Raw genomic sequence first — 26,302 nt, 5'->3', positions numbered from 1 at the left:
CCGGCCCCGATAACGAAAATGACAAGGAGACATGTCACATGGCGGCAAACAGATTCACGCGCGGTATCGCTTTCTCGCTGTCCACGCTCTCGTTTTGCGTGGCTGCATTGTGCACTTCCACCCAGGCGGGCGCGCAACCGGCGGCCGTCACCATCGGCGTAACACTCTCGAGCACCGGTCCCGGCGCATCGCTGGGCATCCCGGAGAAGCAGGCCATCGGCATGCTTGCGCCCACGCTCGGCGGTCTGCCGGTGCGCTACATCGTGCTTGACGATGCCACCGATCCGACGACGGCGACAAAGAACGCACGGCGCCTGGCCACGGAGGACAAGGTCGATGCGATCATCGGGTCGTCGACGACCCCCGCTTGCCTGGCCGTGGCGGCGGTGGCCGCCGACACGCGCACGCCGCAATTGGGGCTGTGTCCGTTCGTGCCGAGCGCGGCACAGATGCGCTACGTCTTTTCGCTGCCGCAATCGGTGGCAGTGATGGCCGACGCGGTGCTCGACGACATGAAGGCGCACAAGGTGAAGACGCTTGGCTTCATCGGCTTCAGCGATTCGTATGGCGAAGCGTGGCTCAAGGACATTCAGGCGCGCGCGGGCGCGCGGCAGATCCAGGTCGCACCGGTCGAGCGCTACGCGCGTAACGATCAATCGGTCACCGCGCAGGCGCTCAAGATGATGTCCGCCAATGTCGACGCCGTGATCATCGCCGCGAGCGGCACGCCGGGTGCGTTGCCCATGAGCACGTTGCGCGAGCGTGGCTACAAGGGGCGCATCTACCAGACGCACGGTGTCGCCAACAACGATTTCCTGCGCGTGGCCGGCAAGAGCGCCGAGGGGGTGATCCTGCCCGTGGGCAACATTCTGGTTGCCGAACAGTTGAGCCCCAGCCACCCCGGCAAGGCAGTGGCCACCGATTTCGCGAAGCGCTACGAAGCGCAGTATGGCGCCGGGTCGCGTAATCTGTTCGCCGGGTACGCCTACGATGCCTACCTGGTGCTCGATCGCGCGGTGGCGGTGGCCGTGAAGCAGGCGCAGCCGGGCACACAGGCGTTTCGCGACGCCCTGGTCTCGGCCATCGAGCAAACCCGTGGCCTTGCGGCAACGCACGGCATGATCAATGTCAGCGCGCAGGACCATTCGGCTTATGGCGAAGACGGTCGTGTGCTCGTCACGGTCAAGGGCGGAAAGTGGACCATCGACTGAATCCCGGCTTCGCAGCGGCCGGCACGCCACGCCTCGCCCGGCCGGATATCGAACGGGAGGCGCGCGCCGACGGCAGTTTCATCATCCGGTCGCGTACCCCGCTGGGCGCTTACGCACGCAGTCCTGCCGATTGGTTGGTGCAGTGGGCCGCGCGCACGCCCGACGCCGTGTTCGTGGCGGAGCGCGCGCAACCGGGCGAGCGTGGCCCGGCGTTGTGGCGGTGTGTGACGTATGGCGACGCGCTGCGCCGCGCTCGCGGCGTGGCGCAGGCATTGCTGGATCTCGGCATTGCCCGCGATCGCCCGGTCGTGATCCTGTCCGACAACAGCGTCAATCATGCGTTGCTCGTGCTCGGCGCGATGATGGCGGGGCGTCACGCCGCCATCGTGTCGTCGGCGTATTCGCGAATTGCGAAGGACATGAGCAAGCTGCACGGCATTCTCGCGCGTCTCGACCCGTCGCTGATCTATGTGGAAGACGGCGATGCCTATGGGCGTGCGCTCGACGGCGCACCGATTCGCTGCCCGATCGTCGCGACCCGCAACGGGCGCGCGGGCTGGCTGTGCTTCGATGCGCTGGCGGGGACCGAGGCCTCACCTGCCGTCGACATCGCATTCGCGCAGGTGCGAGCGGAGGATACGGCCAAGCTGCTGCTGACTTCGGGATCGACCGGCAAGCCGAAGGTCGTTGTCAACTCGCACCGCATGCTCGCCGCGAACCAACAGATGATCGCGCAGTGCTGGCAGTTCATCGACGAGGCCGCGCCGGTGGTGGTCGACTGGTTGCCGTGGAGCCACACGTTCGGCGCCAATCACAACTTCCATATGGCCCTGCGCAACGGCGGTGCGTTCTATGTGGATGACGGCCGCCCGGTGCCGGAGCTGATCGAGCGCTCGGTCGAGGCGCTGCGCGACGTATCGCCGACGTTGCACTTCAACGTGCCGAAGGGGTTCGAGGCGCTCGCGCCGTTCCTGGAAGACGACGAGGCGTTCGCCGCCAGATTCTTCGCCCGCCTGCAAGTGCTGTTTTACGCGGCGGCGAGTTTGCCGCCCGCGCTCTGGCAGCGCTTCGAACGGCTCGCGTCGCGCCATTGCGAGACATTGCCGTTCTTCACGTCGGCGTGGGGGGCGACGGAAACCTCGCCGCTCATCACCAGCGTGCATTTTCCGATCCCGGGCGCGGGCAACATCGGCGTGCCGGCGCCGGGCAACGAGCTGAAGTTCGTGCCCAACGGCGACAAGCTGGAAATGCGCGTGCGAGGCCCGGCGGTATTCGAGCGCTATGCGGGCGATCCCGCCGCGACGGCGCAGGCGTTCGACGACGAAGGGTTTTATCGCACCGGCGACGCCGGTCGCCTGTCGGATCCCCGGGATCCGGGGGCAGGCGTGATTTTCGACGGCCGCGTATCGGAAGACTTCAAGCTGACCAGCGGGACATGGGTCTCCGTTGGCGCGCTGCGCTTGCGGGCGGTCATGGCCCTCGCACCCTACGCGTCGGATGTGGTGATCGCCGGGCACGACCGCGACGAGATCGGTTTGCTGATCTTCCCGAGCCCTGCCATGCGCGCAAAGGCGGTGGAACTGGCGGGCGATGCCGCGCATGCCGGCAAGGCGATGGCGATGCATGGCGAGGTGCGTGCCGCGATTGCGTCCGCGCTCGACCAATTGGCTCAGGATGCGGGCAGTTCGCAGCGCGCGGCGCGCGCGGCGATACTGGGGTCGCCGCCATCGCTGGAGTTGGGGGAGATCACCGACAAGGGCTACGTCAATCAGCGAGCGGTGCTCAATTTGCGTGCGGACGATGTTGCGAGACTGTATTCGACGTGCGAGTCGGTGATTCGCCTGCCGCCGCTCTGACACGTTCGGCGGCCCGCGCGGGGCCAACCTGCAAGCGTAGGAATGTGAGCGCGAAGGCGCGCCGGTGGCACAACGTGCACCGACCGGCGCGCCAGGCCTTCATTGCCCGGGAAGATGTCGCTCAGGCGAGCGCGTCGCCGTGGCTTTCCGGCAGGAAGAAGTACACGATGACGGCCGCGAGCAGGAAGAAGCCGGCTGTCGCCCCCAGTGCGGCGCTCACGTTTTCGCCGCGCGAGAGCAGGCCGACCGCGGCCGGGGCGAGTGCGCTGGCCGCGCGCCCGGTGTTATAGATGAAGCCTTGGGCGGTGGCGCGCACCTGCGTCGGAAACATCTCGGCGAAGGTCGGGGCGAAGCCGCTGTAGAACCCCGTGCCGAAGAACGCCACGACCGGACCGAACGCCAGCAGGAGCAGGGGCTCGCGAATCGCCACGTAGAGCGGCACCGTGACCGCCGACACGAGGAAAAAGAGCAGGAACGACTTGCGGCAGCCAATGCGATCGGCGATGTAGCCGAAACACACGAAGCCGGCCGCCGCACCGATCTGCATGATGACGATCCAGGTGGTGGAGCGCAGCAGGTCGAAGCCCGGTCCGCCCTGATCGACGGGCGTGGCGAGATACGCCGGGATCCACGTGAACAATCCCCAGTAGCCGCACATTGCCGCCGCCGTGAAGGCGAGACCGACCATCGTGCTGCGGGCATACGGGCCGAAGAGCATGCCCAGCGTCTGCCCCAGCGTGAGACGCACGCGCTGCTCGCGCCAGATGGCCGGTTCCTCGACGTGCCGACGGACCCAGAACGCCAGCACCGTCGGCAGCAGGCCGAACGCGAAGACCCAACGCCAGCCGAAATACGGCAGGATGACGGCGGCAACGATCGCGGCGACCGCGTAACCGACGGCAAACGCGCTCTGCACCCACGCCATGACTTTCGCGCGATGCTCGGCGGGCCACGTCTCAGTGATGAGGGCGGCGCCGGCCGACCACTCGCCGCCGATCCCGAGCCCGAGCAGGAAGCGGAATACCAGCAGTTGCGTCACCGAGTCGGCGAAGCCGCACAGCGCAGTCCCGATCGAGTAGCACAGGATCGACAGAATCATCGAACGGGTGCGGCCGATGCGATCGGCGAGAAAGCCGAAGAACAATCCCCCGAAAGCGGTGGCCAGCAGCGTGAGCGACGCGATCATGCCCGCCACGCCCTTGTCGAAGTGCAGATCGGCGCTGATGTAGCGAATCACCATCGCGAACAGCATCAGATCCATGATGTCGAGCATCCAGCCGATATACGCCGAACCAAATGCCCGCCATTGCGCGGGGCTCGCGCCGCGATACCACGGCCGGCGTGCCCCGCCCGCCGATTTCAGGGCGGTCGTGCCAGTGTCCATTCTTGTCTCCTTCATGGATGTCATCGTTATATCATGTGCTTTGTATCGATTATCGATACGAGCAGGAATGATTTCGTTTGAATAGTAGCAGGACAATCCGGAGTCGGGTGTTGTGGTAAACCATAAATGGTGCTTTGCGTATCGATGAACGATACTTCGTATCAGCATTGTCTCGATGGTCGGGGCAAGCGATGGGTTACAGGAGATCGAGAAGTGAAGCCGTTTCAATTGCGTTTGTACGAGGACGTCATCGCGCCGAACCACGCGCCTGTCTATCTGCCTGCGGCGAGGCGCGCGATTTTTGTCGTGCGCGGTGACGTAGCCATCGAGTTCGAGACGGGAGCGCAGCATCATCCTGCGCACAGTGCCTGGCTGGGCGAAGACGATGTGGCATTGAACGCGGGCAGCGAAGGTGCGACGCTGTGGCGCTGGGAACTGATGTCGGGCGATGCGCCGACACCGGGCGAGATCGCTTCCGCCCCGGGGGCGTCGTCGACGCTCAAACTGGCCGCGCCCATCGAGCTGGACCCGCGGCAGCGCTGGCTGATGCGATGCGACAAGGTACAATTCCCCCCCGGCGGCGTGGCGCATACGCACGTGCATCAAGGACCTGGCGTGCGCTGCACGCTCGAGGGCGAGATCACGATCGAAACGCTCGGCGCGTCGCATACGCACGGGCCCGGCGAGGCCTGGCTCGAACTGGGGCACGCGCCCGTGCTCGCGCCCACGACCGAGGCGCGCGACACGACATTCATCCGCTGCTTCATCCTGCCGCGGGCCTGCCGGAATCGCAGTTCGATCCGTTATGTCAACGCCGAGGACGCGAACAAGAACAAGCCGCAGCGCTACCATGTGTTCGGCGAGCGTTTCATCTCGCTCGACGCGCAGTAGTCACCGTGCGGCGCCAGTGACAAAGGACACGCAGTGAAACCATCGAAGGACACCCCGAACGGCGTAAGGCCCGGCGCGCACGATGCCGCCACGACCCTGCCGAATCCGTCAAGCCAGGGCGAGGCGGGCGGCGACGAACTCAACACGTCGTCGACTTCGGTGATTTCGCTGCGCATTCTCGAGTTGCTGGCCGAGCGCAATGCCGAGTGTGGGGTGACGCATCTGGCCGAAGCGCTTGGTGTGCCCAAGGCGCGCGTGCATCGTCATCTGACGGCGCTGCGACAGGAGGGCTACGTGGTGCAGAACCCGCGCACCAGCCGCTATCGCATCGGCTGGCGCCTGTTCCTGCTGGGCCAGAAGCTCGTCAAGCAGTTCGATGTGGTGGGGCTGGCGCGCCCGGTCATGGAGGAGTTGCGCGATGCCGTGGGGCAGACCATCGTCATCAGCTCGTTTACCGAGAAGGATGTGGTCGTGCTCGACGTCATGCGCGGGCGCAGTCCGTTGGAGATCCTGCTGCACCCGGGTACGCAGTTCAAGCTGCACAGCGTGGCGCAGGGCAAGATCGCCCTGGCATTCGGCCCGCCCGAACGACGTGATGCCGTGCTCTGCGGGCCTCTCGAAGCGTGCACGCCCCACACGATCACCGATCCGATGCGGCTCTCTCACGAACTCGCGCTGGTGCGCGAACGCGGCTGGGCCGACGCGCCGGAGGAAGTGTTCCTCGGCGTGAATGCATTGGCCGCGCCCATCGTGCAGGACGATGGATCGCTCTTCGGCACCCTCGCCATCGTCGGCTCGATTCATTACTTGCCGGCGCATCCCAATCCGCAAACGGTCGCCGCGCTGACCGACGCCGCGCGGCGCATCTCGCGCCTGCTGGGGGGCGCTCGCGGCAATTGACCCCCGCGTCTGCGGTCGCCGCGTCGGCATAACGGCGCGCGTCAGGGGTGAGCCATTCGCGTGGCGCCGGGGTGGCCGGGCAGGCAGCCGAGGCCTTCCAGTGTGCTTTGCACGGCCACGTCGAGCGGCGTATGCGGTTCCTCTCCCAGCACCGCGACAAGGCGCGTGTTGTCCATGCGCACTGGCTGCCGCCAGAGATAGCGCATTTCGCGCATTTCGCGCAGCGTCGTGACGAACGGGGACGCAAGTCCGACGAGCCACCAGGGGAAGCGGCGCATGGTCGCCTTGACGCCGCACTGTGCCATCACGCGAACGATTGCCCCGGCCATTTGCGTGCCATCGGCATCCCAGTGGCCCGCCATATGAAAATTCGAGAATTCGCCGAGCGTCGCGCGTCGTTCGATGAGGGCCAGCATGGTGCGGGCAACGTCAGGCAGGTATGACCATTGATGCCCCACGCCGGGCGAATTCGGTACCCGCACCGTGCGCGTGATCCTGCCTGGCCTTACCAATCCTTGTCCGAACCAGCTGTTGCGTGTCTGTGCGCCGAAGAAGTCTCCGGCGCGCACGACGATGGTTTGCACGCCATGACGCGCCGCATCGCGCAAACGGCTTTCCATGGCCGCGCGAATCCGTCCCTTGCGGGTCAGCGCCTGTTGTGGAGCGTCTTCATGTAGCACGGGGAACGTCTGGGGACCGTAGTTGTAGACCGTGCCCGGCAACACGATCGTCGTGCGGTGCCGGGTGGCCGCGACGATGGTGTTGTCCAGCATCGGCAGTACCTGCGTATCCCAATTCCGATACCCCGGCGGATTGACCGCATGCACGATCACGTCGCAATTGCGCGCGGCGGCGAGCACGTCGGCCGGGTGCATGGCGTCACCGTCGAGCCACTGCACGCTGCTCGAAGCAACCTGCGTGCGCGGCGCACCGCCGCGCCGCAGCGCCCGCACCTGCCAGCCGGCCGCCAGCAACTGGCGGGTGACTTCGCCGCCGATGCCGCCCGTCGCGCCCAACACGAGGGCGCGGCCGACGCCGTTGCGAGATTCGGGGGTCATGGTGTCGCTCCTGAGATGAGGAAAGTGACGCCATTTTCAGTCTTGGCCAGCTAATTTAAAATTACCGTAAATCATCTATCGGTTAAACATTTTTGTATGACTGAGCATCTGAGCTGGGATCTCTATCGGACCTTTCTCGCCGTGTTGACCGAGGGATCGCTCTCGGGCGCGGCGCGCGTGCTCGGCATGACGCAACCGACGGCCGGGCGGCATGTTGCGGCGCTCGAAGCAGCGATCGGACAGTCGCTGTTTACCCGCTCGCAGACGGGATTGCAGCCGACGGATGCGGCACAGGCGCTTCGCGCGCACGCGCAGGCGATGCAGCACACGGCACAGGCATTCGAGCGCGCGGCCGCCAGTCATGGCGACGGGGTGAGCGGTGTCGTGCGCATCTCGGCGAGCGAGGTCGTGGGCGTGGAAGTCCTGCCGCCGATCCTGAGCGCACTGCGGCGCGCGCATCCGCAACTGATCATCGAGCTGGTGCCGACGAACCGCATTCAGGATCTGCTGCATCGGGAGGTGGACATTGCCGTGCGCATGGCGCCGCCGCAGCAGGAGGCGCTGGTCGCACGCCGCGTGGGAAGCATCGACATCGGTTTGCATGCCCGCGACGACTATCTCGCGCGTTACGGCCAGCCTGCCTCGCTGGCCGATCTGGCACACCACGCGGTGATCGGTTTCGATCGGATGACGCCATTTCTGCGGGAGGCCACTCGGCGCTTTCCCAACTGGACGCGAGAGCGTTTCGCGTTTCGTGCCGACAGCGATCTGGCGCAACTCGCCATGCTGCGCGCCGGGTACGGGATCGGTGCTTGCCAGGTGCCGCTCGCGCGGCGTGACAACCGGCTGGTTCGCTTGCTCCCCGGGGCGTTTCGCTTCAGGCTTCCCACCTGGGTCGCGATGCACGAAGACCTGCGTGCGAATCCGCGCTGTCGGGTGACATTCGATGCGCTCGTGGCCGGATTGACGAGCTATATGGCCGAATAGGGCTGGCGCGCGGCTCGCATGTCACGTGTGTCGGCGTGTCGGCGTGTCGATTCCGTACCGCAATGGGGAAGATTCGTGATATACAATATATCAAAAATATCGACAATCACGAGACAATCACCGCGCCATGTTCGACGCTTCCTTGTTTGGCCGCATGTCCGCAGACGTCCTGGTGTCGCCTTCCCGCGCGGCGGAGGCGGGGCAGGCGGAGTCCGGCACGCCTTCGAGTTCCCCGTCGGCCCTTGCCGCATTACCTCCCGGGCGGCACCCGCTCGGCCTCAGTGAGACGCGCGACGCCGTACTGTATGTGCCGCCGGATCTGCCGACGGACCAACCGGTCGCACTTTTCGTCATGTTTCATGGTGCGGGCGGGTTCCCCGAGAAGGTGTTGCCGCACATCGAACCGCATGCCCGGCAACACAAGTTTCTCGTGCTTGCTCCGCATTCGACCTTTCCGACGTGGGACATCGTGATCGGCGGCAACGGCCCTGATCTCGAGCGTCTCGAGCAGGCGCTGCGCATCGTGGCGCAGCGGTATCGCATCGATGCTGGCCGAGTGGCGTTCGCGGGCTTCTCCGACGGCGCGAGCTACGCGCTGTCGATCGGCGTGACGAATGGCGATATCGCGAGTCATGTCATTGCGTTCTCGGGCGGCTTCATGTCCATCTTCATGCAGGAAGGACAGCCGCGCGTCTTCGTCGCGCACGGCCTGATCGACGAACAATTGCCGATTGCGACCAGCGGTCGCGCAAACGCCCAAAAACTCAAGGCGGCAGGCTATGACGTGGAGTACGTCGAATTCGATGGGCTGCACATCATCGAACCGGGCGTCGTGGCACGCGCCATCGATTTCTTCCTCGCCTGACACGCGCGCTGCCACAACGCACAGCACGCACGGGCAACACCGCCTTACGGGGAGTGCCGTTCATGGATTTCGAAATTCCCGAGTCACTGATTCATCCCTTGCTGCAACTGATCGGCGCCGATTCGGCGCTGGGCAAACAACTGACCGCCTATGGTGTGTGCCGGGGCAACATGATGGTGTCGAGCGAGTGGTTCGACGCCAAGTCGCTCAACACGCTCTACCTCCTGTGCAAGACGCAGAACGAACGCGCGCTGATGTTCCAGATGCTCGCGCTCGACAATGCTTACAACGCGCCGCAGGCACGCGTCATCCCCAGCCTGGACAAGCTGGTGCCGGGCCTCGTCGCCTACCTCGCGCGCGACGTCATCGACGGCTGGCTGTACCAGCGCCATCGCGACGGCGCGTTGTTGCCATGGCTCGTGCGGCGCCTGCGCTACGTGGAGCCGGAGCAGGGCGCGCCGTATGTCGTCATCGACATGCTGGCGAACACGATGCAGTCGGCCAACTCGAACCTGACGGAGCAGCGCTTGCGCCGTTCCGGCATGACGACCTCGCTCGTTTTCACGCGCGACGACATCGCCAACCGCACGATTCCCGAATTGCTGGCCGAGTTCGGTTTCTACAAGGAGTGTGCCGAGTTCAAGCACGAGTACGAGCAGCACGCGCAACGCTTCCTGAAAGTGCAGCGCGCGTTCGGCGCGCAATTCGTCATTCGTCGCGCGGCGTTCTCCGTCGATCCGAAGGGGGTGACGGAACTGATTCGCGTGGTGGACGGTACGGCGGCCAGGTGCGTGAACGACGAAGAGCGGCTGGAGCGCAACTTCGAGATGGCGTGCGATGCGGACTTCTGGCGCAACGCCGAAATCGACCGGGCGTTCGAGACGATACCGCTGCATTGCTATGTGCACGTGTTTCATCTCGACTGGCATCGCAATCTCTGGGTACACGTGCAGAACATGGCCGAGTACGAGTACCAGCCGGGGCTGCGCGACAAGCTCGTGCTGCCGTCGCACCATCATGACCTGATCGACATCCTCACGTCGAACATGAACGTGATGATGCCGGACTTCGTGCCCGGGAAATCGGGGGGTGCCACGATTCTGTGTCAGGGAGCGCCCGGATTGGGCAAGACCCTGACGGCCGAGATCTACTCGGAGGTCGTGGGCAAGCCGCTGTATCGCGTGCACTCGGGGCAGCTGGGAACCACCGCCGCGTCGGTAGGGGCCACACTCATGACCATCCTGCGTCGCGCGATGCGTTGGAACGCGATCCTGCTGCTCGACGAGGCCGACGTGTACATCCGGCGCCGCGACAACGATTTGGAGCACAACGCCATCGTGGCGGAATTCCTGCGCTCGCTGGAGTACTTCCACGGCTTGCTCTTCATGACGACGAACCGCAGCGGCGATGTCGACGACGCCATCCTGTCGCGCTGCATCGCCACGATCCACTACGATACGCCTTGCCCGGAACACGCGCGCCGGCTCTGGCGCATGCAGGCGGAGCAGGTGGGGGCGTATCTCGACGACAGCCTGATCGAGACGTTGGCGAGTCGCTATCCGAAGGCCAGCGGGCGCGACATCAAGGAGCTCATGAAGCTCGCCAGCCGCTACTGCAAGGTCAAGGACATCCCCTATACGGAGGACGTGTTCCGGCTGTGCGGGCTGTTTCGTGGCTACGACGCATGACATACCCCGGCGGCGAGCGCAGTGCGCGCATCACGGAAATTCATGACACCTTGCAGCATGTCGATATCCGGGAAAACTAGAGGCGCGCGCGGGCGCCCGTCTGGCTATATTGGAGCCGAACCGGCGCCGGCTTGTCGGCTTGCCGTGGACGCAAGCGCATCGCGGCTTGTGCGCCCATGAGATTGCTGCGCCGCGCCATTCGATCGGCGAGGCAAGGAGATGCAGTGGAGACGCATGGTGAACTGCACCGGGCGATATTGAACAATATCCCGGACCAGGCCTGGCTCAAGGACACCGAGTCGCGGTACATCCTGGTCAATGAGGCCTTCATGGCCGCCTGCGGCCGCACGGAAGCCGAAATCATCGGTCGCACACCGGACAAGGTCTGGGCCTCCGAATGGGGGCGCGTCTACCTGGCGACCGACAGGGCGGTGGTGGCCAGTGGCGTGCGACGCCGCTACGAGGAAAGCCGGCCCGGGCCAGACGGCACACCGCACTGGTTCGATACGGTCAAGATGCCCGTGCATGATGCGCATGGTCGCATCGTAGGCACTGTCGGCATTTCTCGCGACATCACCGATCGCAAGCGCTCGGAAATGGCGTTGCTCGATTCCCGCGCACAGTTGCGCCAACTCTCCGCCTACCTGCAGACGGTGCGCGAGGCGGAGCGCACACGATTGTCTCGCGAACTGCATGACGAACTCGGTCAATGGCTTGGCGGCCTGCGTCTTGGGCTGAGCTACCTCGAGACCCAGCCCGACGCATCGGCGCACGATCGGGCCGCGCACATCCAGATGCTCAAGGATCTGGTCGACGAGACGATCGATGCGGTGCACCGCATCGCCGCCGACCTGCGCCCCGCCGTGCTTGACGAACTCGGTTTGCACGCCGCGCTCGAATGGCTCACCGAGACGTTCTCGCAGCGTCACGGTCTGCCCTGCGAACTGGTCATGCCCCAGACGGTGACGGCGTGCCTGGACAGCGAGTGCAGCACGGCCATTTTCCGGATCGTGCAGGAGTCGCTCACCAATGCAAGTCGTCACGGACAACCGTCGTATGTGCGCGTGGTGTTCGATCTGCGCGAGGGCCACTGCCATGTGAGCATTGCCGACGACGGCAGGGGCATGGACACCGCGCAGGCGAGCCATGGACAGCGCCTCGGCCTGATGGGGATGCGCGAGCGCGCACTGATGCTCGGCGGTGCGTTCGACATCGAAAGCGCGCCAGGGCAGGGCACGCGCGTGAGCGTTCGTATCCCGGCCCGCTCGGCCGCCGCAGCGACGGATCGCCCGGACGCGTCGAATGCCGCGACAATCACCAACGCAGCGGGGTGGTCATGCGAGTGATGATTGCCGACGACCACGCGATCATTCGCGATGGCCTGAAGAAGATCATTTCCACGGCGCCCGACATGAGCGTGGCGTCCGAAGCCGTCGATGGCAACGACGTCCTGAATCGACTGCGCCTGAGCGCCGTCGACGTGCTGCTGCTCGACATGTCGATGCCCGGCAAGAGCGGCATCGCACTGATCGCCCAGATCAAGGCCAGCTATCCGGCACTGCCGATTCTCGTGCTGAGCATGTATCGGGAATCGCAGTACGCGGTGCAGGCGATCCGGGCCGGCGCGGCCGGCTACCTCACCAAGAATGCCGAGTCGGAGCAACTGATGAGCGCCATCCGACGCGTGGCGCGCGGGGGCACCGTCGTCTCGCCGCTGGTCGCCGAGAAGCTCGTTCGACAACTTCAGCAGCCTGCCGAAGCGCTGCCGCACACCCGGCTCACCGCACGCGAATTCCAGATCTTCCAGATGCTGGTCGAGGGCAATGGCATCAACGACATCGCCCGATGCCTGTCTCTCTCCGCCAAGACGGTCAGCACCCACAAGGCGAACGTCCTGACCAAGATGGACATCCCATCGACCGCGGGACTGGTGCACTACGCCATCGAGCACGGCCTGATCGTCGCCGGCACCGACGCCTGACGCCGCGGCGCGGACCACGCGCCCGGCCATCCTCCCTCCTGCGCTTCCGCATGCTGCAGCGCGTCTAGGGAAATTCCTAGACGAAAACCAGCAAATCCCGATGCCCCTTCCGCGGGCGCGCTCCTAATCTTGCTTCAAGCCCCGATGCGAGGCAGGCGCGATCAGCGCCGGCTACGCGGCCGGGGCACGCTTTCATTGCCACCCGGCCGGCGTTCGCCAGCTGATCCGTTCAACTCTGTGAAGTAAGGAGACCGCACCATGCATGTGGACCTGCTGATCAACAACGTGTGCGTGCGCGACGACGCGCCGCTCGTGGACATCGCGATCGAGGGCGGACGCATCGCCGCGATGGAGCCGGGCATCGACGCCAGCGCCGACGAGCAGATCGACGCGCAGGGCCGTGCCGCCATTCCCGGGCTCATCGAGGCGCATCTGCATCTCGACAAGGCGCTGCTGCACCGCCGCCTGCCTGCGCGTTTCGGCACGCTGGACGAAGCGATTCGCGTGACCGGCATTCTCAAGAGCAAGCAGGAGCGCGAAGACGTGCTCGATCGCTCGCGCCAGGTGCTCGACATGGCGATCAGGAACGGAACCACCGCCGTGCGCGCGCACCCGGACGTCGATCTGATCCAGGGGCTGATCGGCGTGGAAACACTGCTCGCGCTCAAGGACGAGTACGACAGCCTGCTCGACTTGCAGATCGTGGCGTTTCCGCAAGAGGGCATTCTCAAGTCGAAAGGCACCTACGAGCTGATGATCGATGCCTTGCGCATGGGGGCGGACGTGGTCGGCGGATGTCCTTACAACGAATTGAACTGGGACGACACCCGTCGCCACATCGACATCGTGTTCGAGCTCGCGCAGCGCTTCGGCGCGCCGATCGACATGCATGCGGATTTCGCCGACGACACCAGCGATCAACGCTTCGCGGCGATCTCCTACATTGCCCGGAGAACCATCGACACCGGTTATCAGGGCCGCGTCTCGCTCGGACACGTGACGAGCCTCGGCGCACTCGACAACGATGCACTCGCGCCGGTGATCGAACAGATCCGGCTGGCCGGCATCAGCATCGTGACGCTGCCGGCGACCGATCTGTACCTGGGCGGACGCAAGGACACGCAGAACCCGCGGCGCGGCCTGACGCCGGTCAAGGCGTTACACAGTGCCGGGGTGAACGTGGCGTACTCGTCGAACAACGTGCGCAACGCGTTCACGCCGTTCGGCAAGGCCGACATGCTGCAGATCGGCAACCTGCTCGCGCACGTGGCCCAGTTCGGCGTGCCGGAGCATCAGCAGGCGATTCTCGACATGGGCACGTACAACGCGGCGCGTGCCATCGGGCTGGCGCATGACTACGGCATTGCGGTGGGCAAGCAAGCCGATCTCATCATTCTCGATACGTTCAGGGTGGCCGATGCGCTGCTCGACATCCCGCCACGCCTGTGGGTGATCAAACGCGGCCGCATCACGGTCGTGACGCAGCACAGCTGCGAGATTCACCGGCATTCATGTTGTTGTGCGCAGTGAAGTTCCCACATAACTCAAGGAGACAATCATGAAGAAGCTGCCTGCGGAAGTCGTCGCCTCATTGCTTGCGGTCACCACCATCCCCATCGCGATGTTGCCCTTGCACTTGCCGCCATGGGCCATCTTCATCAGTTGGGCTGCCACGTTTGCAATGGGAGGGCCGACGCTGGTCAACCTCAAACGCATCTGGGCGACGCTGCCTGTCGGCGCATTTTTCGCGTTTCTCATCGTGCTGGGGTTCAGGCAGGCGGCCACGCAGTTCAGCGGCAACGCCCTGGTGCTCGCCGAGATGGCGATCCTGTTTGTCGGCAACGGATCGATGATGGCGCTCGCGCGCGTTTTCCCGCAGCTCAACTTCATTCCCGGCATGTTCTTCGGGTTCGCCACGTACTTCGCCACACTGTTCGGCGGCTTCGGCCCGGTGGCGCAAGACCCGTATGCCGCGCTCGGCGCGGCCGTGGCGATGAACGCGCTGGGGCCGGTGTATGCCTGGGTCAAGGAGCGGTACTCGGCACCGGAAGTCACGCATCCACGCCTCTGGAAGGGCTGGAAGGCGGAAGTCTGATCGAGGGGAGACGGCATGACGTTCACACAAAAAGTCACGGCACCGACGGGCGCGACCGGCGACACCGCCAGTACGACGCGGCGCAACTTTCTGATGGGCACGGCGGCGCTGGCCGGCAGCGCGGTCATGCCGATCGCCGCCGCCGAGGCGGCCGAAGCGGTGGCCGCGGCCCCGGCGACCATGCGCGCCGAAGGCAACGCGCCGGCCGGTCCGCGCCTGGCGCAGTCAACGCACGGCATGGTCACCAGTCCGCACGAACTGGCAAGCGAGGCCGGGCTCGAGGTGCTGCGCGCGGGAGGCAACGCCATCGAGGCGGCGATCGCCATCGGCGCGGTGCTGAGCGTCACTTACCCGCACTTCACCGGTCTGGGTGGCGATGCGTTCATGGTGATCAGCGATAGCGACGGCAATGTGCGTACGCTCTCGGGTATTGGGCAGGCGCCGGCGGCGTTGCCGGTGGGGTTGTCGTCAGGCACCCCGATTCCGGTGCGGGGGCCGGGCGCCACCCTCACAACGGCGGCCACCGTCGCGGTCTGGGACAAGGCATTCGCGCTCAGTCGCGATCAATGGGGGGGACGGCAGGCATGGTCGTCGCTGTTCGCGCGCGCCACGGAGTATGCCGCGAACGGCTTTCCCGTCACACCTTCGCAGCACTTCTGGCAGACGTTTCGTGCCAACGACATCGCCGGATGGGAAGGCTTTTCCTCCGTCTTCATGCCGAACGGGCGGGTGCCTCAGGCGGGCGAGCGATTCCATCAACCGGCGCTCGCGCGCAGTCTGGACCGCATTGCCACGCATGGCGGACGGGAATTCTACGAAGGCGACCTCGCCGGGCGCATCGCCGCGGGGCTGAAGCGCATCGGCTCGCCATTGCGGGCTGGCGATCTGGCGAAAGCCCGGGCACGCGAGGAGGTGCCGTTACGCGTTGCGTATCGCGACGGCGAACTGCTCGGGTTGCGGCCACCCACGCAGGGAGTGACCACCCTCGAAATCATGGGCATTCTCAACCGTTTCGATCTGAAATCGATGCCGGAGGGCAGTGCCGATTACTATCACGTCCTGGTCGAGGCAGTGAAGCTCGCCTTCATCGACCGAAACCGCTACGTGGCCGATCCGGACTTCGGTGACGTGCCGGTCGACCGACTGCTCTCGAGCACCACGCTTGACGCACATGCCCGCAGCATCCGCATGGACCACGCCATGCCGTGGCCGCATGTGTACCGCACCGGCGACACGGTGTACATCGGCGCGGTCGACAGCCAGGGCAATTGCGTGAGCATGCTCCAAACGGTGTACTTCGACTGGGGAAGTGGCGTGGTGCTTGGCGACACCGGTGTGCTGTGGCACAACCGGGGCGCCGCGTTCAGCGTCGATCCGAAGAGCCCCAATGCCCTGCAACCCGGCAAGCGCCCGTTTCACACGCTCAATCCGGGCATGTACCTGAAGCAAGGCCGCCCACATCTGCTATACGGCACACAGGGCGCCGACGGTCAGCCGCAGACGCTCGCCGCCGTGCTGACGCGCCTGATCGATTACGAGATGGATCCGCTCACGGCGCTGCGCCGCCCGCGATTCCTGCTCGGCAAAACGTTCTCCGACAGCCGCGACAGCCTCAAGCTCGAACAGGACGCGGGCGACGAAGTCTTCGCCGCGCTGGCGGCGCGGGGACACGAGATCAGCCCGCTGCCCCCCCAAAGTCAGTTGGCCGGGCATCCCGGGGCGATTCGTCTCGGTTCGCACGGACAGATGACGGGGGCGCACGACCCTCGCAGCGATGGGCGTGCCCTGGGCCTGTGACGCGCGTCGTGCCCGGGCGCGGTTTCGCCGTGTCGTGCGCCCGGCCACGCAGCAAACCCCAGTTGCCGGACGTTCGTTGTGCGTGATACAAGAGATGCCATCCATTGCAATCGTAAATACACCACATGGCCGGCAGTGTGAAATCGAATCGTCCGATCTTCGATCTGGATCTGTTGCGCTCGATCATGATGGTCGCCGACTGCGGCAGCTTCACCATGGCGGCGTCACGCCTGCATTCGACACAATCGACCGTGAGCCAGAAGGTGCGGCGTCTCGAAGACATGGTCGGGCACAAGCTGCTCGATCGCGGCAACCGCGAGGTGCATGTCACCGATGCGGGGGAATTGCTGCTCGGTTACGCCCGTCAGATGCTCGCGCTCAACGACCAGATGTGCGAAGCGCTCTCGGGGGCGGTCGTGGCCGTGACGGTGCGTCTGGGCGTGCCGGAGGACTTTGCCACGGGGGCGACCACGCAGGTGCTCGCCCGCTTCAATCGACAATATCCGCAGGTGAAGCTCGAGGTCACGAGCGGTCTGAGCCGGGACTTGCTGGGTAGCTACGATCACGGCGAACTCGATCTGGTTCTGGTCAAGCAGCGTCGCAACAGTCGCGAAGCCGTGGCCAGCCGGCCGGAGAAGCTCGCGTGGATCGACAGTGCGAAGCATCCGTCGTTCGCGCTCGATCCGGTGCCGCTCGTCACCTTCCCCACACGCGGTCTCTACCGCGACGACATGATCCATGCGCTCGAATCGATGGGACGCAACTGGCGCATCAGTTTCACGAGCTCGAGCCTGAGCGGTATTCAGGGGGCGGTGGCCGACGGAATGGGAATCAGCCTCGTGCCCCCGCGCGCGGTTTTGCCGGGGCATGAGGTGCTTGGTCGCGCTCAGGGGTTGCCGGTGGTCGACGCATTCGAGCTTGCCATCTTCCACCGCCCGAGCGCCGACCCCATGGTGGGCGCGCTGGCCAAGGTGCTGACGGGAATGCTGGACACGAAAGCGCGCGCGCCGAAGTGAGCGACGCGTGCGTGTCGGGCGATGCGGCCCGGCAGTGCCGGGCCGCGGGATTACTTCGGCTGGGTGCCCAGCGTCAGGTTCATGTGACGGTTGACGTCCTTGTACAGCAGATAGCGGAACGGGCCCGGGCCGCCCGCATAGCAGGCCTGCGGACAGAAAGCGCGCAACCACATGAAGTCGCCGGCTTCGACTTCCACCCAGTCCTGGTTCAGGCGGTAGACGGCCTTGCCTTCGAGCACGTACAGTCCGTGCTCCATCACGTGCGTCTCCGCAAACGGAATCACGCCACCCGGCTGGAACGTCACGATATTGACGTGCATGTCGTGGCGCATGTCCTGAATGTCGACGAAGCGCGTGGTCACCCAGCGACCGTCCGTGCCCGGCATCGGGATCGGCGCGACGTCCTGCTCGTTTTTCACGAATGGCTCGGGATATGGCAGGCCTTCCACGGCCTGGTAGTGCTTGCGAATCCAGTGGAAACGGGCGGTGCCCTGGCTGTGGTTGCGCAGTTGCCAGTCGGTGGCCGGCGGAACGAATGCATAGCCGCCGGGGGCAAGCGTGTTTGCCTTGCCCTGAATGGTCACGGTGATCTCGCCTTCGACGACGAACAGCACGCCTTCAGCCTTGTCGTCCTGCTCGGGCTTGTTGCTGCCGCCGCCGGGACCCACTTCCATGATGTATTGCGCGAACGTCTCGGCAAAGCCAGAGAGGGGGCGGGCCAGTACCCACAACCGGGTGTTGTCCCAGAACGGGAGATGGCTGGTGACGATATCGCGCATCACACCCTTCGGAATGACGGCGTAGGCTTCGGTGAACATGGCGCGGTCGGTGAGCAGTTCCGTTTGGCCCGGATGCCCGCCGTGAGGCGCGTAATAACTAGTCTTCGACATGGTTGATGGCTCCTGATGCATTCTGTTTTTCTCCCCATCGCTCGTCGCGGGGCTCGCAGGCAACGATCCGCACCTGGGGGCGCGCGCGGATCGCTTCACCTTGGCGCGACGATCGAGAACGGCGCCGTGGCCTCGCGCAGGCCACGACATCGCGCATGACAGTCAGGTCGGGGTGGACCCTGCTGTGTCCCGCAACAGGGCCGGATCGAGCGCGAGTGGCGCGGGTCCGCCCCAGTAACGTCCGCGACGAATCACCGCGCGCGCGGCCGGTGCGGCGGCCACGGCCGCAGCGGCATTCGGTGCGTCGAAGACGAGGAAACTTGCCTCATTGCCGGCACGCAGGCCGTAATCCGTCTTGCCGATGACCGCGGCGGCCGATTCGGTGGCCATGTCCAGCGCCACGTGCAGCGCGTCGTCGGTGTAGAAGCCGGAGCGGTAGCCGATGAGCATGGCGCGCTGGAGCATGTCGCCGTTGCCGTACGGCCACCAGCTGTCCTGAATGTTGTCGTTGCCCGTGAAGACACGCACGCCCGCTTCGCGAAGGCGCAGGATCGGCGGGAATGCACGATCGCCGGGGGCGTTCGTCATGATCGACACGCCGGCGTCGGCAAGCGTCCGGGCCACAGTGTCGAGCGCTGCCGCACCGATGTCGCCCAGACCGTACGCATGGCTCACCGACACGCGCCCTTGTAACCCGGCTGCCTGCGTGCGTGCCGCGATGCGATGCAGTTGTGCCAGGCCGATGTCGCCGGGTTCGTGCAGATGGATATCGATCTTCGTGCCGTGCCGCTCGGCGATGCCGAAGATCACATCCAGCTGACCGTGCGCATCACCGTCGAGCGTGGTCGGATCGATGCCGCCCACGACCTGGACGCCCTCGCGCACGGCGGCTTCTAGCACCGCTGCGGTGCCGGGGCAACGGATCACGCCGGCCTGGGGGAACGCCACGAGCTCGATGTCGAGCCACTCGCGCCATTTGTCGCGCATGGCCATGACCGCGTGCAAATGCGTGAGGCCCGTGCTGGCGTCCACATCGACGTGACAGCGCATGGCAAGCGTGCCGAACGATACGCACTGACGCATGAGTGCGTCGGCGCGATCTTCCATGGGGGCGGCGTCGGCAATTTCCTGCTTCTCGGCGGCCAGCCGCTCGCGCAGTGTCGAAGCGGGGCGATGCGGTCGCCAGCGATCGCCCACGAAGCTTTTGTCCAGGTGGATGTGGCCGTCGACGAAGCCGGGCAGCACCAGCTTGCCTTGAAGATCGATGACCTGAGCGTGGGCGGTGTCGGGCGTTTGTGGACCAACGTAGGTAAAGCGACCGTCGCGCGTAGCGAGGGACAGGGGGCTGCCGTCGGCACCGACGGCACCAACGAAAACGCGGTAAGTCATGGAACGGCCTCTGTTGCATGCCCCTGGCCTCGCTGGCGTTGCGTGACGTGGCGCCAGTGCCGCGAGGTCTCTTGGGAGGTGAAACGATGAAACGGCGGGGAAAGACTCACAAGATAGCGAAGCGATCCCGCATCGACAAATTAAATATCAAAATACAACGCATTCGATTTTCAAATGCTGCGCAAGCGCAATCGCACGCGCGGACGCGATGGCGCATCTTCGATCGCCTACCGCACCGCGATTCGCAACGGCCGCCGCAGTCGACTGAGTATGTTGGCGCCGCGGTCGGTGATGGTGAGTCCCACGCTCAGTTCGGTCGATCCTGCACGTTCGACTTCCGCCTGCCAATAGACGTCGGGCGCGGCCCGTAGGGCGGGGTGTTCGGGGTCCCCCATCGACGGCGCATGGCGAGGCGAGTCGGCGTGCATGTGCAGATGCCACTCGCCGAACACCGCCGTGTCGGTCGGCGACAGGTCGAGCAGCACCGCGTGTTCCCCCTGCATGGCCAGTGGTGTCCAGCGCAGGCGCACGCAATTGCCGGGCGCCGCGTCGATACGCCAGGGTGGCATCCGCGCCGCGTCGGGTTCGACTTGCCCCGGGGCAAGCGTGAACCATCCGCCAGGTTCGGCGTGGCGCTGGGAAGGTGCCGCGTGCGTTTGACGCGCAAGCAGCGTCACGGTGTCGATGACCAGCAGCACGTCGATTACGGTGTGGGCATCGGGCGTCTGTACGTCGGACATGGAAGTTCCTCGCCGTTACGCTCGGGCGCCGCGACCCGGCGGGCCGTCACGCCCGCCGCGCATCGCGGTATGGCTCGGCTCAGTGGTTGCGAATGGTGATGAACGGGTCCCATTGATAGCAGCCGCACAGGTTGCCACTGCGGTCGAGCACCATGAACTGGAAGTGATACGTCACGCGGCCGGTCTTGAGGGTTTCGCAAGACCAGAAGTAGTTCGAGCACTTCTGCTTCTTCGGCTTGGTCGGGTCAGGCGGATTTGGCACGGGGATGGTGACTTCCGCCTCGCGAGGCGAGGGCGGCGAGATCAGGTCGTTGCCCTGATTGCCGATGAACTTGTAAAAGATGCACGACTGCTCGAAGCCGAGCGACAACGAACACTCGCGCCAGCGGATGACGTCGCCGACCGTCGCCGCGACGTCGAGTTCGCCGCCCGCCTGGCCGCTCACCACATTGCCTTGCGTCACGATCATGAAAACATGCTTGAAGTCGATGATCGGTGGATTGGCCATGCTGCAATTCTTGCCGTACCGGTCGACGATCGTCTTGGTGTCGATGCTGACCAGCACATCGGTGATTTCTGACATGTGTGTCTCCACGAGAGCCTGGGTGGAACGCCGTCGGTGACGGCCCGCGAGCGCTGCGCATGGACGCGGCGCGCGAAATGCACTGAAGCATTTCACCGATGGAGGCTAGTTGGCGTCGTGGTGAGATTCAACCACGCGAGGCTGGCGCGATATGAGTGACATTGGCGCCACGTGGCGCGCCAGTATTGGCGCGACATGCCCGATAGGGAACGTACCAATCACGAAATTGGAACGTCATGACCCAAACAGCCCATGCGCGCGACACGGCATGGGCTGTCGGTTATTTCGCGTTGCGGGCACCGGGCGGGCGCCCCGCGGCGTCAAGTCGGTTTGCGACTGTGTTGCAGACGCTCGAGCACGTGGATGCTCAGGCGTGCGGTGTGGCTGCGCATGGCGTTGTATGCGCCTTCGGCATCGGACGCGAGCACCGCTTGCACCACACGCTCGTGCTCGTCGAAGGATACGGTGAAGCGCTCCTCGACGTCGGACTGCGCCGCGCGAAACGGCGCAAGGCGTTCCCGGTGGCTGTCGATCAGCGCCATGAGCGTCTTGTTCTGCGTGCCCGCACTCAGCAACTGATGGAATTCGCGGTTGAGCGCGAGATACCCCGCCTCGTCCCCCGCATCCATGCACTGCTTGCTCTGGATGTGGATCATCTCGAGTTGCTTCTTCTGCATCGCGCTCATGCGTTGGGCACTGAGGCGGCAGCACAGCGCGTCGAGTTCGCACATGGCTTCGAGCATGTCGGACAGGTCGTCGACGCTGATGCTTGCCACGACACCGCCCTTGTGCGGCGTGAGTTCGATCAGGCCTCGTGCGTTGAGCTCTCGCAGCGCTTCGCGAATCGGGGTGCGCGACGCCTTGAAGCGCTCGGCCAGGGCGACTTCCTCCAGCTTCTGTCCCGGCGGCAAGCGCCCATCGATGATCTCGCCCGTCAAAACGCGGCAGATTCGTGCGGCAATGGTTTCGGCCATGCGTGTCTATCTCGCTCCGTGGATGTGTTTTTCTGATCGGATTGTATACATGGGGATTATACGGGTGTTTTTTTCGATGCTCGTGTTCCACAGCGAGACAGCGCGGACCTGCCATGGAAAGCAACCATCATGTGCCTTCTCATTGCATCCAAAAATACGTTTTTGAATGCAAATTGCTGAGATAGTATACATAAAGCCTCTGCCGGGCGTTCCGGCACGAGCTGACATCTCACTTTGAAGGAGACATCTCACCATGGCCAAACTGCGTCACATCGCGCTTTCCGTGCCGGATCCCTGGAAGGCGGCGGAGTTCTACATGCAGGCGTTCGATTTCAAGAAGGTCGGCGAGACGGATTCGTCGCTCGCGCGCGGCGTTTATCTGTCCGACGGCGTCATCAACCTGGCGCTGCTCAATTACAAGGATGACGAGGCCGCCGGAGATCGCGGACGCGAGTACGTCGGGCTGCACCACATCGGCATCTGGGTCGAAGACGTCGAAGCCTCGCGCGCGAAGATCGAGGCTGCCGGCGGCCGCTACTACATGGGCGAGGTGCCCGTGAAAAGCAACATCTTCTACGAAGTGAAGTTCTTCGATCCGAACGGCGTCATTTTCGACGTGACGGCCCACGGCTGGGGCGGCGCATCGCGAGATGGCTCGGGCAGGGACGAGGCGCCGAAGCTGCGCCACGAGGGCCTCCAGGCCGATCGCAACGGACTATGACACCACGGCGGGGCCGGTCCCCGCCATCGTCCTGATCATGCTCGAGCGGTGACCTTGTCGTCGGCCAGGAAAGGCCATCAGGGGTAACCCGCTATAACAAAATCGCCCGTTTGTATAAGCAAATAGCGGTAGAAATTCAATTTCTTTGCTATGTATAATCATTGCAAAGATTGTATACATACAACGTGCGGGCGGCAGACGTCCCCGGGAAGTCGATGAAGGGGAGCGCCGTGACAACAACGAGAAATTTCAGGAGACGGCATGAAGAAGCGAGTGTTGTGTGCATTGCTGCTGGGTGCAATGCAGGGCGGTGCGTACGCGCAATCGACCGGGGGCGTCACGCTTTCGGGATTTGTGGACCTGAATCTGGAGCAGCTGTGGGGTTCGGGGGCGAATGGCGGCAAGGTCACACGTGTTTCGAGCGGCGGCCTCAACAACTCCCGCTTCAACCTGAGCGGATACGAGGAGCTCGGCGGCGGCAACCGCGCGTTCTTCACCTACGAACCGATGTTCTCCGCGAACACTGGTACCCAGTCGGTGCAGGCGCGCCAGTCGTTCGTGGGGATCAAGGGACCGTGGGGCGAATTCTCGCTGGGCCGCCAGTTCACGCCGTCTTACTGGATCGCGGGCTATGCCGATCCCAGTTGGGCGGCCGACTTCAGTATGGTCAACAACATGGAGTTCTTCTACGCGTCGTATCGCGTCGATAACGCCATTCAATACAACACGCCGCGCTGGCATGGCCTGATGGGACGCTTCATGGCAACCACCGGCGTGGGCGACGGCACGCGCTCGGGCCGCTTCTACTCGGCAGGGCTCGAATATCGCAACGGCGGCATCTTTCTCGGCGCCGTGAGCGAGCTGCAATACACACGCGACATCTTTTCATCGAGCCAGATCCGCTCGTCGCGCGACAACTACTTCGCCGCGACGTACCGATTCGGTAGCGTCGAGCCGACGTTGATCTATCACACCTACAACGGTTACTACGCCTACCCACCGTATGTTGCGTTCAACGTGCGCGGCTGGGATATCCAGGCCGGCGTGCGCTACGCGTTGACGGATCGACATCGCTTCTACGCGAGCTTCGTCCATCGGCAGGACGACGACAACAAGGCCCTCTCGAACGCCAATGGCTTCGTGGTGGGTTACATGTACGGACTGTCCAAGCGCACGACGCTCTACGCCACGTATGCCCGCGTGCAGCACAGCAACGACACGGCGGTGCATTACCCGGTGACCTTCCAGGTCGGACCGACCGGCACGCAGAACCCGTCCGGGGTGCAGTTCGGCATCCGGCACGCGTTCTGACGGGGCTTCGCACGCATGCCATCACGCTGTCGGCGCGCCTTGCGCCGACGGGAAGATTCTTGAAACGAAGGAGGAAGACATGTTTCGCAAGCAGACACTCGGCGTGTCGTTGACCGCTACCGCAGTGCTCGCGGCGCTCACGATGACGCTCGCCGCGCACGCCTCTGCGCCCGACAGCGCACCGGCCCCGGCCGCCGCCACGCCGGCGCAACCCTCGGGCACGCCCGGCACGCCGAACGTCAAGGACCCTTACCTGGCCGGCTGGTTGCGCCTCACGCCCGATCGCGAACCCAAGCCGCTCAAGGCGGGCATCGACTACGGCATGGATCCGTCCACGGGCAAGTTCATCTGGCCGAAGGCCACGCCCGAGGTTCACACCGGGCAACGTTTCCCGGGGGAGCTCGCGAGCTGGGACAAGAATAGCTACACGAAGAACGTCAAGGTGCTGGCTTTCTATCCGGGGGTGGGCTCGCCGTTCCATGCATGGAACAACATCGCCGACTTCAATGGCAAGCGCTATTTGTACATTCACGATCGCGACTATCTGCGCATCATGGATGTGACCGACCCGGCAAACGGCAAGGTCGTGTTCTCCAGGGGCGGCGTGTGGGGCCCGAAGGGATCGAGCGAGAAGTTCGATCCGAACAATGTGCACGACTATCTGGGCGGCGCCACCATCGTGTGGAACAAGAAGCTCGGCAAGCCGATTCTCGTCGCGTCGTTCGAGATCGGGCGTTACGGCCTCATGCGTGACAAGTCGAAAGAGCCGGAAAAGGTTGCCGCGCAGCGCAACTACAACTCGCTCAAGGGTTTCCGGGTGTTCGAGATGAACGGGCCACTGCCGTCGGACTGGAAGCTCATCGCCACGCGCACGACCGATTACCGGCACCCGAACGCGCCCATCGGCCAGCAACAGGGCTCGGGCTCGCTCGATTCGCCGGAGTTCTACGGCGGCAAGTACATGATCCTCTCGGCCGCGCCGGACGATAGCTACGCGCTCACCGAATATCCGAACTACCTTTACTCGCCGGGCTATCAGGTCTGGGACATGTCGGACCCGGCCAACCCGAAGTTCGTCTCGCAGATTTCGGTGCCGGGCCAGATCCTTGGCAACGCCGGGCACGAGCAGGCCTATTTGCAGAATCCGCGCGCAGGCAATCGCACGTCCTGGATGGGCTCGCGCATGCCGATCTTCCTGCCCAAGCCGCTGGAGCAGGGCGGCAAGGTGGGCTTCGGCGCGATGGGCGGATTGGGGCTGTGGTCGTTCGACCTGTCCGATCCGGCCCACCCGAAGGTGCTGGGTAACGTGAATACGGCGCCGAGTTTCGCGGGCACCGAGTACGACAACGCGGATGTGAGCCAGTACGAGCGCACCGGCTACGTGCTCACGAGCGGCTATCCGATGAACCGCGACTGCTATGAGCCGTACAAGGACATCTTCGTGGTCGACGCACGTAATCCGGCCCACATGAAGGTCGCGGCGAAGCTACCCGAGCCGGAAGTGCCCGAAGGCGCGCCGTTTACGAGCTTCTGCCAGCGCGGTGGCAATTTCGGTCCGAAGCGGTCTAACTCGATCGGTCAACCGGGAACGTGGCGCCAGGGCATCGTGCCTTATTCGTTCTACAACGCGGGCGTGCAGATCTTCGACGTGAAGGACCCTGCCAAGCCGAGCATTGCGGGATATTTCGTACCGGGTCTGGCGGATGAGTCGGAACTGCCCGTCTACACGCTCGGCAAGGGGGTGTTCGCGATGTACACGGAGTACGACCGCAACATCATGTGGGCCTTCACCGAGAACGGCGCCTACGCACTGTCGAGCCCGCTGCTTGGCGAGCCGGTGATGAAAGCGCCGGCCAAGCCCTGGCCGGCGCGTTGAGCTTCGCGATTGCGCGGCACGACTTGTCGTGCCGTCGCCGCAGACGACTTCACAGGGCCTCCAAAGCGTGAAGTGTTGAAGCGGGCAGC

The 26,302-nt window shown here is 64.6% G+C and carries 23 protein-coding genes; 16 read left to right on the top strand and 7 right to left on the bottom strand.

Features of this window, described 5'->3' with window-relative positions; genetic code table 11:
- Positions 1–38 precede the first annotated feature (38 nt).
- Together W930_RS0106575 and W930_RS0106570 are read left to right on the top strand one after the other, a co-directional pair.
- Positions 39–1,211 (top strand): ABC transporter substrate-binding protein, encoded by a 1,173-nt coding sequence (locus W930_RS0106575; RefSeq protein ID WP_023874427.1) that lies wholly within the window; start codon positions 39–41, stop codon positions 1,209–1,211.
- Positions 1,196–3,067, top strand: coding sequence for a feruloyl-CoA synthase (locus W930_RS0106570; protein ID WP_023595861.1), 1,872 nt, complete (start codon positions 1,196–1,198; stop codon positions 3,065–3,067). The genes W930_RS0106575 and W930_RS0106570 overlap by 16 nt, the downstream gene beginning before the upstream one ends.
- Positions 3,068–3,188: 121 nt before the next feature.
- Here the strand turns inward: W930_RS0106570 and W930_RS0106565 are convergent, their stop codons facing one another.
- A complete protein-coding gene (locus tag W930_RS0106565; protein ID WP_023595862.1) occupies positions 3,189–4,451 on the bottom strand; it encodes an MFS transporter in 1,263 nt (420 codons plus the stop codon).
- Between the two features lie 213 nt (positions 4,452–4,664).
- On the opposite strand from W930_RS0106565, the gene W930_RS26400 reads away from it, so the two are divergent.
- Positions 4,665–5,342: a hypothetical protein gene (locus W930_RS26400; RefSeq protein WP_023595863.1), complete on the top strand. Its 678-nt coding sequence runs from the start codon at positions 4,665–4,667 to the stop codon at positions 5,340–5,342.
- 33 nt (positions 5,343–5,375) lie between these two features.
- Positions 5,376–6,242 carry an IclR family transcriptional regulator gene (locus W930_RS26395; RefSeq protein ID WP_023595864.1) on the top strand — a complete coding sequence of 289 codons (867 nt, stop codon included), beginning with the start codon at positions 5,376–5,378 and terminating at the stop codon, positions 6,240–6,242.
- Between the two features lie 41 nt (positions 6,243–6,283).
- Here W930_RS26395 and W930_RS0106550 read toward each other — a convergent pair whose 3' ends face one another.
- Positions 6,284–7,300 carry an NAD(P)H-binding protein gene (locus W930_RS0106550; protein WP_023874425.1) on the bottom strand — a complete coding sequence of 339 codons (1,017 nt, stop codon included), beginning with the start codon at positions 7,298–7,300 and terminating at the stop codon, positions 6,284–6,286.
- Between the two features lie 96 nt (positions 7,301–7,396).
- On the opposite strand from W930_RS0106550, the gene W930_RS0106545 reads away from it, so the two are divergent.
- The 9 genes from W930_RS0106545 (at position 7,397) to W930_RS0106495 (ending at position 17,729) form a co-directional block, all read left to right on the top strand.
- Entirely contained in the window at positions 7,397–8,287 is an 891-nt protein-coding gene (locus tag W930_RS0106545; RefSeq protein ID WP_023874424.1) for a LysR family transcriptional regulator, read from the top strand.
- A gap of 127 nt (positions 8,288–8,414) precedes the next feature.
- Positions 8,415–9,152: an alpha/beta hydrolase gene (locus tag W930_RS0106540; protein ID WP_023595867.1), complete on the top strand. Its 738-nt coding sequence runs from the start codon at positions 8,415–8,417 to the stop codon at positions 9,150–9,152.
- A gap of 62 nt (positions 9,153–9,214) precedes the next feature.
- Positions 9,215–10,840, top strand: coding sequence for an ATP-binding protein (locus W930_RS0106535; RefSeq protein WP_023874422.1), 1,626 nt, complete (start codon positions 9,215–9,217; stop codon positions 10,838–10,840).
- A gap of 224 nt (positions 10,841–11,064) precedes the next feature.
- Positions 11,065–12,186 carry a PAS domain-containing protein gene (locus tag W930_RS26390; protein WP_023595870.1) on the top strand — a complete coding sequence of 374 codons (1,122 nt, stop codon included), beginning with the start codon at positions 11,065–11,067 and terminating at the stop codon, positions 12,184–12,186.
- Positions 12,177–12,821, top strand: coding sequence for a response regulator transcription factor (locus W930_RS0106515; protein ID WP_023874421.1), 645 nt, complete (start codon positions 12,177–12,179; stop codon positions 12,819–12,821). Before W930_RS26390 ends, W930_RS0106515 begins: the two co-directional genes overlap by 10 nt.
- Before the next feature lie 258 nt (positions 12,822–13,079).
- Complete coding sequence (locus W930_RS0106510) at positions 13,080–14,351, top strand: amidohydrolase family protein (protein ID WP_080685114.1); 1,272 nt, start codon at positions 13,080–13,082, stop codon at positions 14,349–14,351.
- A gap of 28 nt (positions 14,352–14,379) precedes the next feature.
- The gene (locus W930_RS0106505; protein WP_023595873.1) at positions 14,380–14,916 is read left to right on the top strand and encodes a DUF1097 domain-containing protein; all 537 of its coding nucleotides are present in this window, start codon (positions 14,380–14,382) and stop codon (positions 14,914–14,916) included.
- A gap of 15 nt (positions 14,917–14,931) precedes the next feature.
- Positions 14,932–16,713, top strand: a complete 1,782-nt coding sequence (gene ggt / locus W930_RS0106500) for a gamma-glutamyltransferase (RefSeq protein WP_023595874.1) — start codon at positions 14,932–14,934, stop codon at positions 16,711–16,713.
- Positions 16,714–16,838: 125 nt separating this feature from the next.
- Positions 16,839–17,729, top strand: a complete 891-nt coding sequence (locus tag W930_RS0106495) for a LysR substrate-binding domain-containing protein (RefSeq protein WP_023874419.1) — start codon at positions 16,839–16,841, stop codon at positions 17,727–17,729.
- Between the two features lie 50 nt (positions 17,730–17,779).
- Here W930_RS0106495 and W930_RS0106490 read toward each other — a convergent pair whose 3' ends face one another.
- The 5 genes from W930_RS0106490 to W930_RS0106470 form a co-directional block, all read right to left on the bottom strand.
- Positions 17,780–18,619, bottom strand: a complete 840-nt coding sequence (locus tag W930_RS0106490; protein ID WP_023874418.1) for a bifunctional allantoicase/(S)-ureidoglycine aminohydrolase — start codon at positions 18,617–18,619, stop codon at positions 17,780–17,782.
- A gap of 162 nt (positions 18,620–18,781) precedes the next feature.
- Complete coding sequence (locus W930_RS0106485) at positions 18,782–20,008, bottom strand: amidohydrolase family protein (RefSeq protein ID WP_023595877.1); 1,227 nt, start codon at positions 20,006–20,008, stop codon at positions 18,782–18,784.
- Between the two features lie 227 nt (positions 20,009–20,235).
- On the bottom strand, positions 20,236–20,748 hold the full coding sequence (locus W930_RS0106480; RefSeq protein ID WP_023595878.1) for an AidA/PixA family protein: 513 nt from the start codon (positions 20,746–20,748) through the stop codon (positions 20,236–20,238).
- A gap of 79 nt (positions 20,749–20,827) precedes the next feature.
- A complete protein-coding gene (locus W930_RS0106475; RefSeq protein WP_023595879.1) occupies positions 20,828–21,331 on the bottom strand; it encodes an inclusion body family protein in 504 nt (167 codons plus the stop codon).
- 320 nt (positions 21,332–21,651) lie between these two features.
- Positions 21,652–22,305: a GntR family transcriptional regulator gene (locus tag W930_RS0106470; RefSeq protein ID WP_023595880.1), complete on the bottom strand. Its 654-nt coding sequence runs from the start codon at positions 22,303–22,305 to the stop codon at positions 21,652–21,654.
- Between the two features lie 253 nt (positions 22,306–22,558).
- On the opposite strand from W930_RS0106470, the gene W930_RS0106465 reads away from it, so the two are divergent.
- The 3 genes from W930_RS0106465 to W930_RS0106455 all read left to right on the top strand — a co-directional run bounded on the left by W930_RS0106465 (position 22,559) and on the right by W930_RS0106455 (position 26,213).
- Entirely contained in the window at positions 22,559–23,026 is a 468-nt protein-coding gene (locus W930_RS0106465) for a VOC family protein (protein ID WP_023595881.1), read from the top strand.
- Positions 23,027–23,287: 261 nt separating this feature from the next.
- A complete protein-coding gene (locus W930_RS0106460) occupies positions 23,288–24,337 on the top strand; it encodes a porin (protein ID WP_023595882.1) in 1,050 nt (349 codons plus the stop codon).
- A 79-nt stretch (positions 24,338–24,416) separates the two neighbouring features.
- Positions 24,417–26,213, top strand: coding sequence for a hypothetical protein (locus W930_RS0106455; RefSeq protein WP_023595883.1), 1,797 nt, complete (start codon positions 24,417–24,419; stop codon positions 26,211–26,213).
- Positions 26,214–26,302 lie beyond the last annotated feature (89 nt).

The organism is Pandoraea sp. E26 (assembly GCF_000681415.1).
GTDB lineage: Bacteria > Pseudomonadota > Gammaproteobacteria > Burkholderiales > Burkholderiaceae > Pandoraea > Pandoraea pnomenusa.
This window is presented reverse-complemented; position numbering and strand designations above follow the sequence as displayed.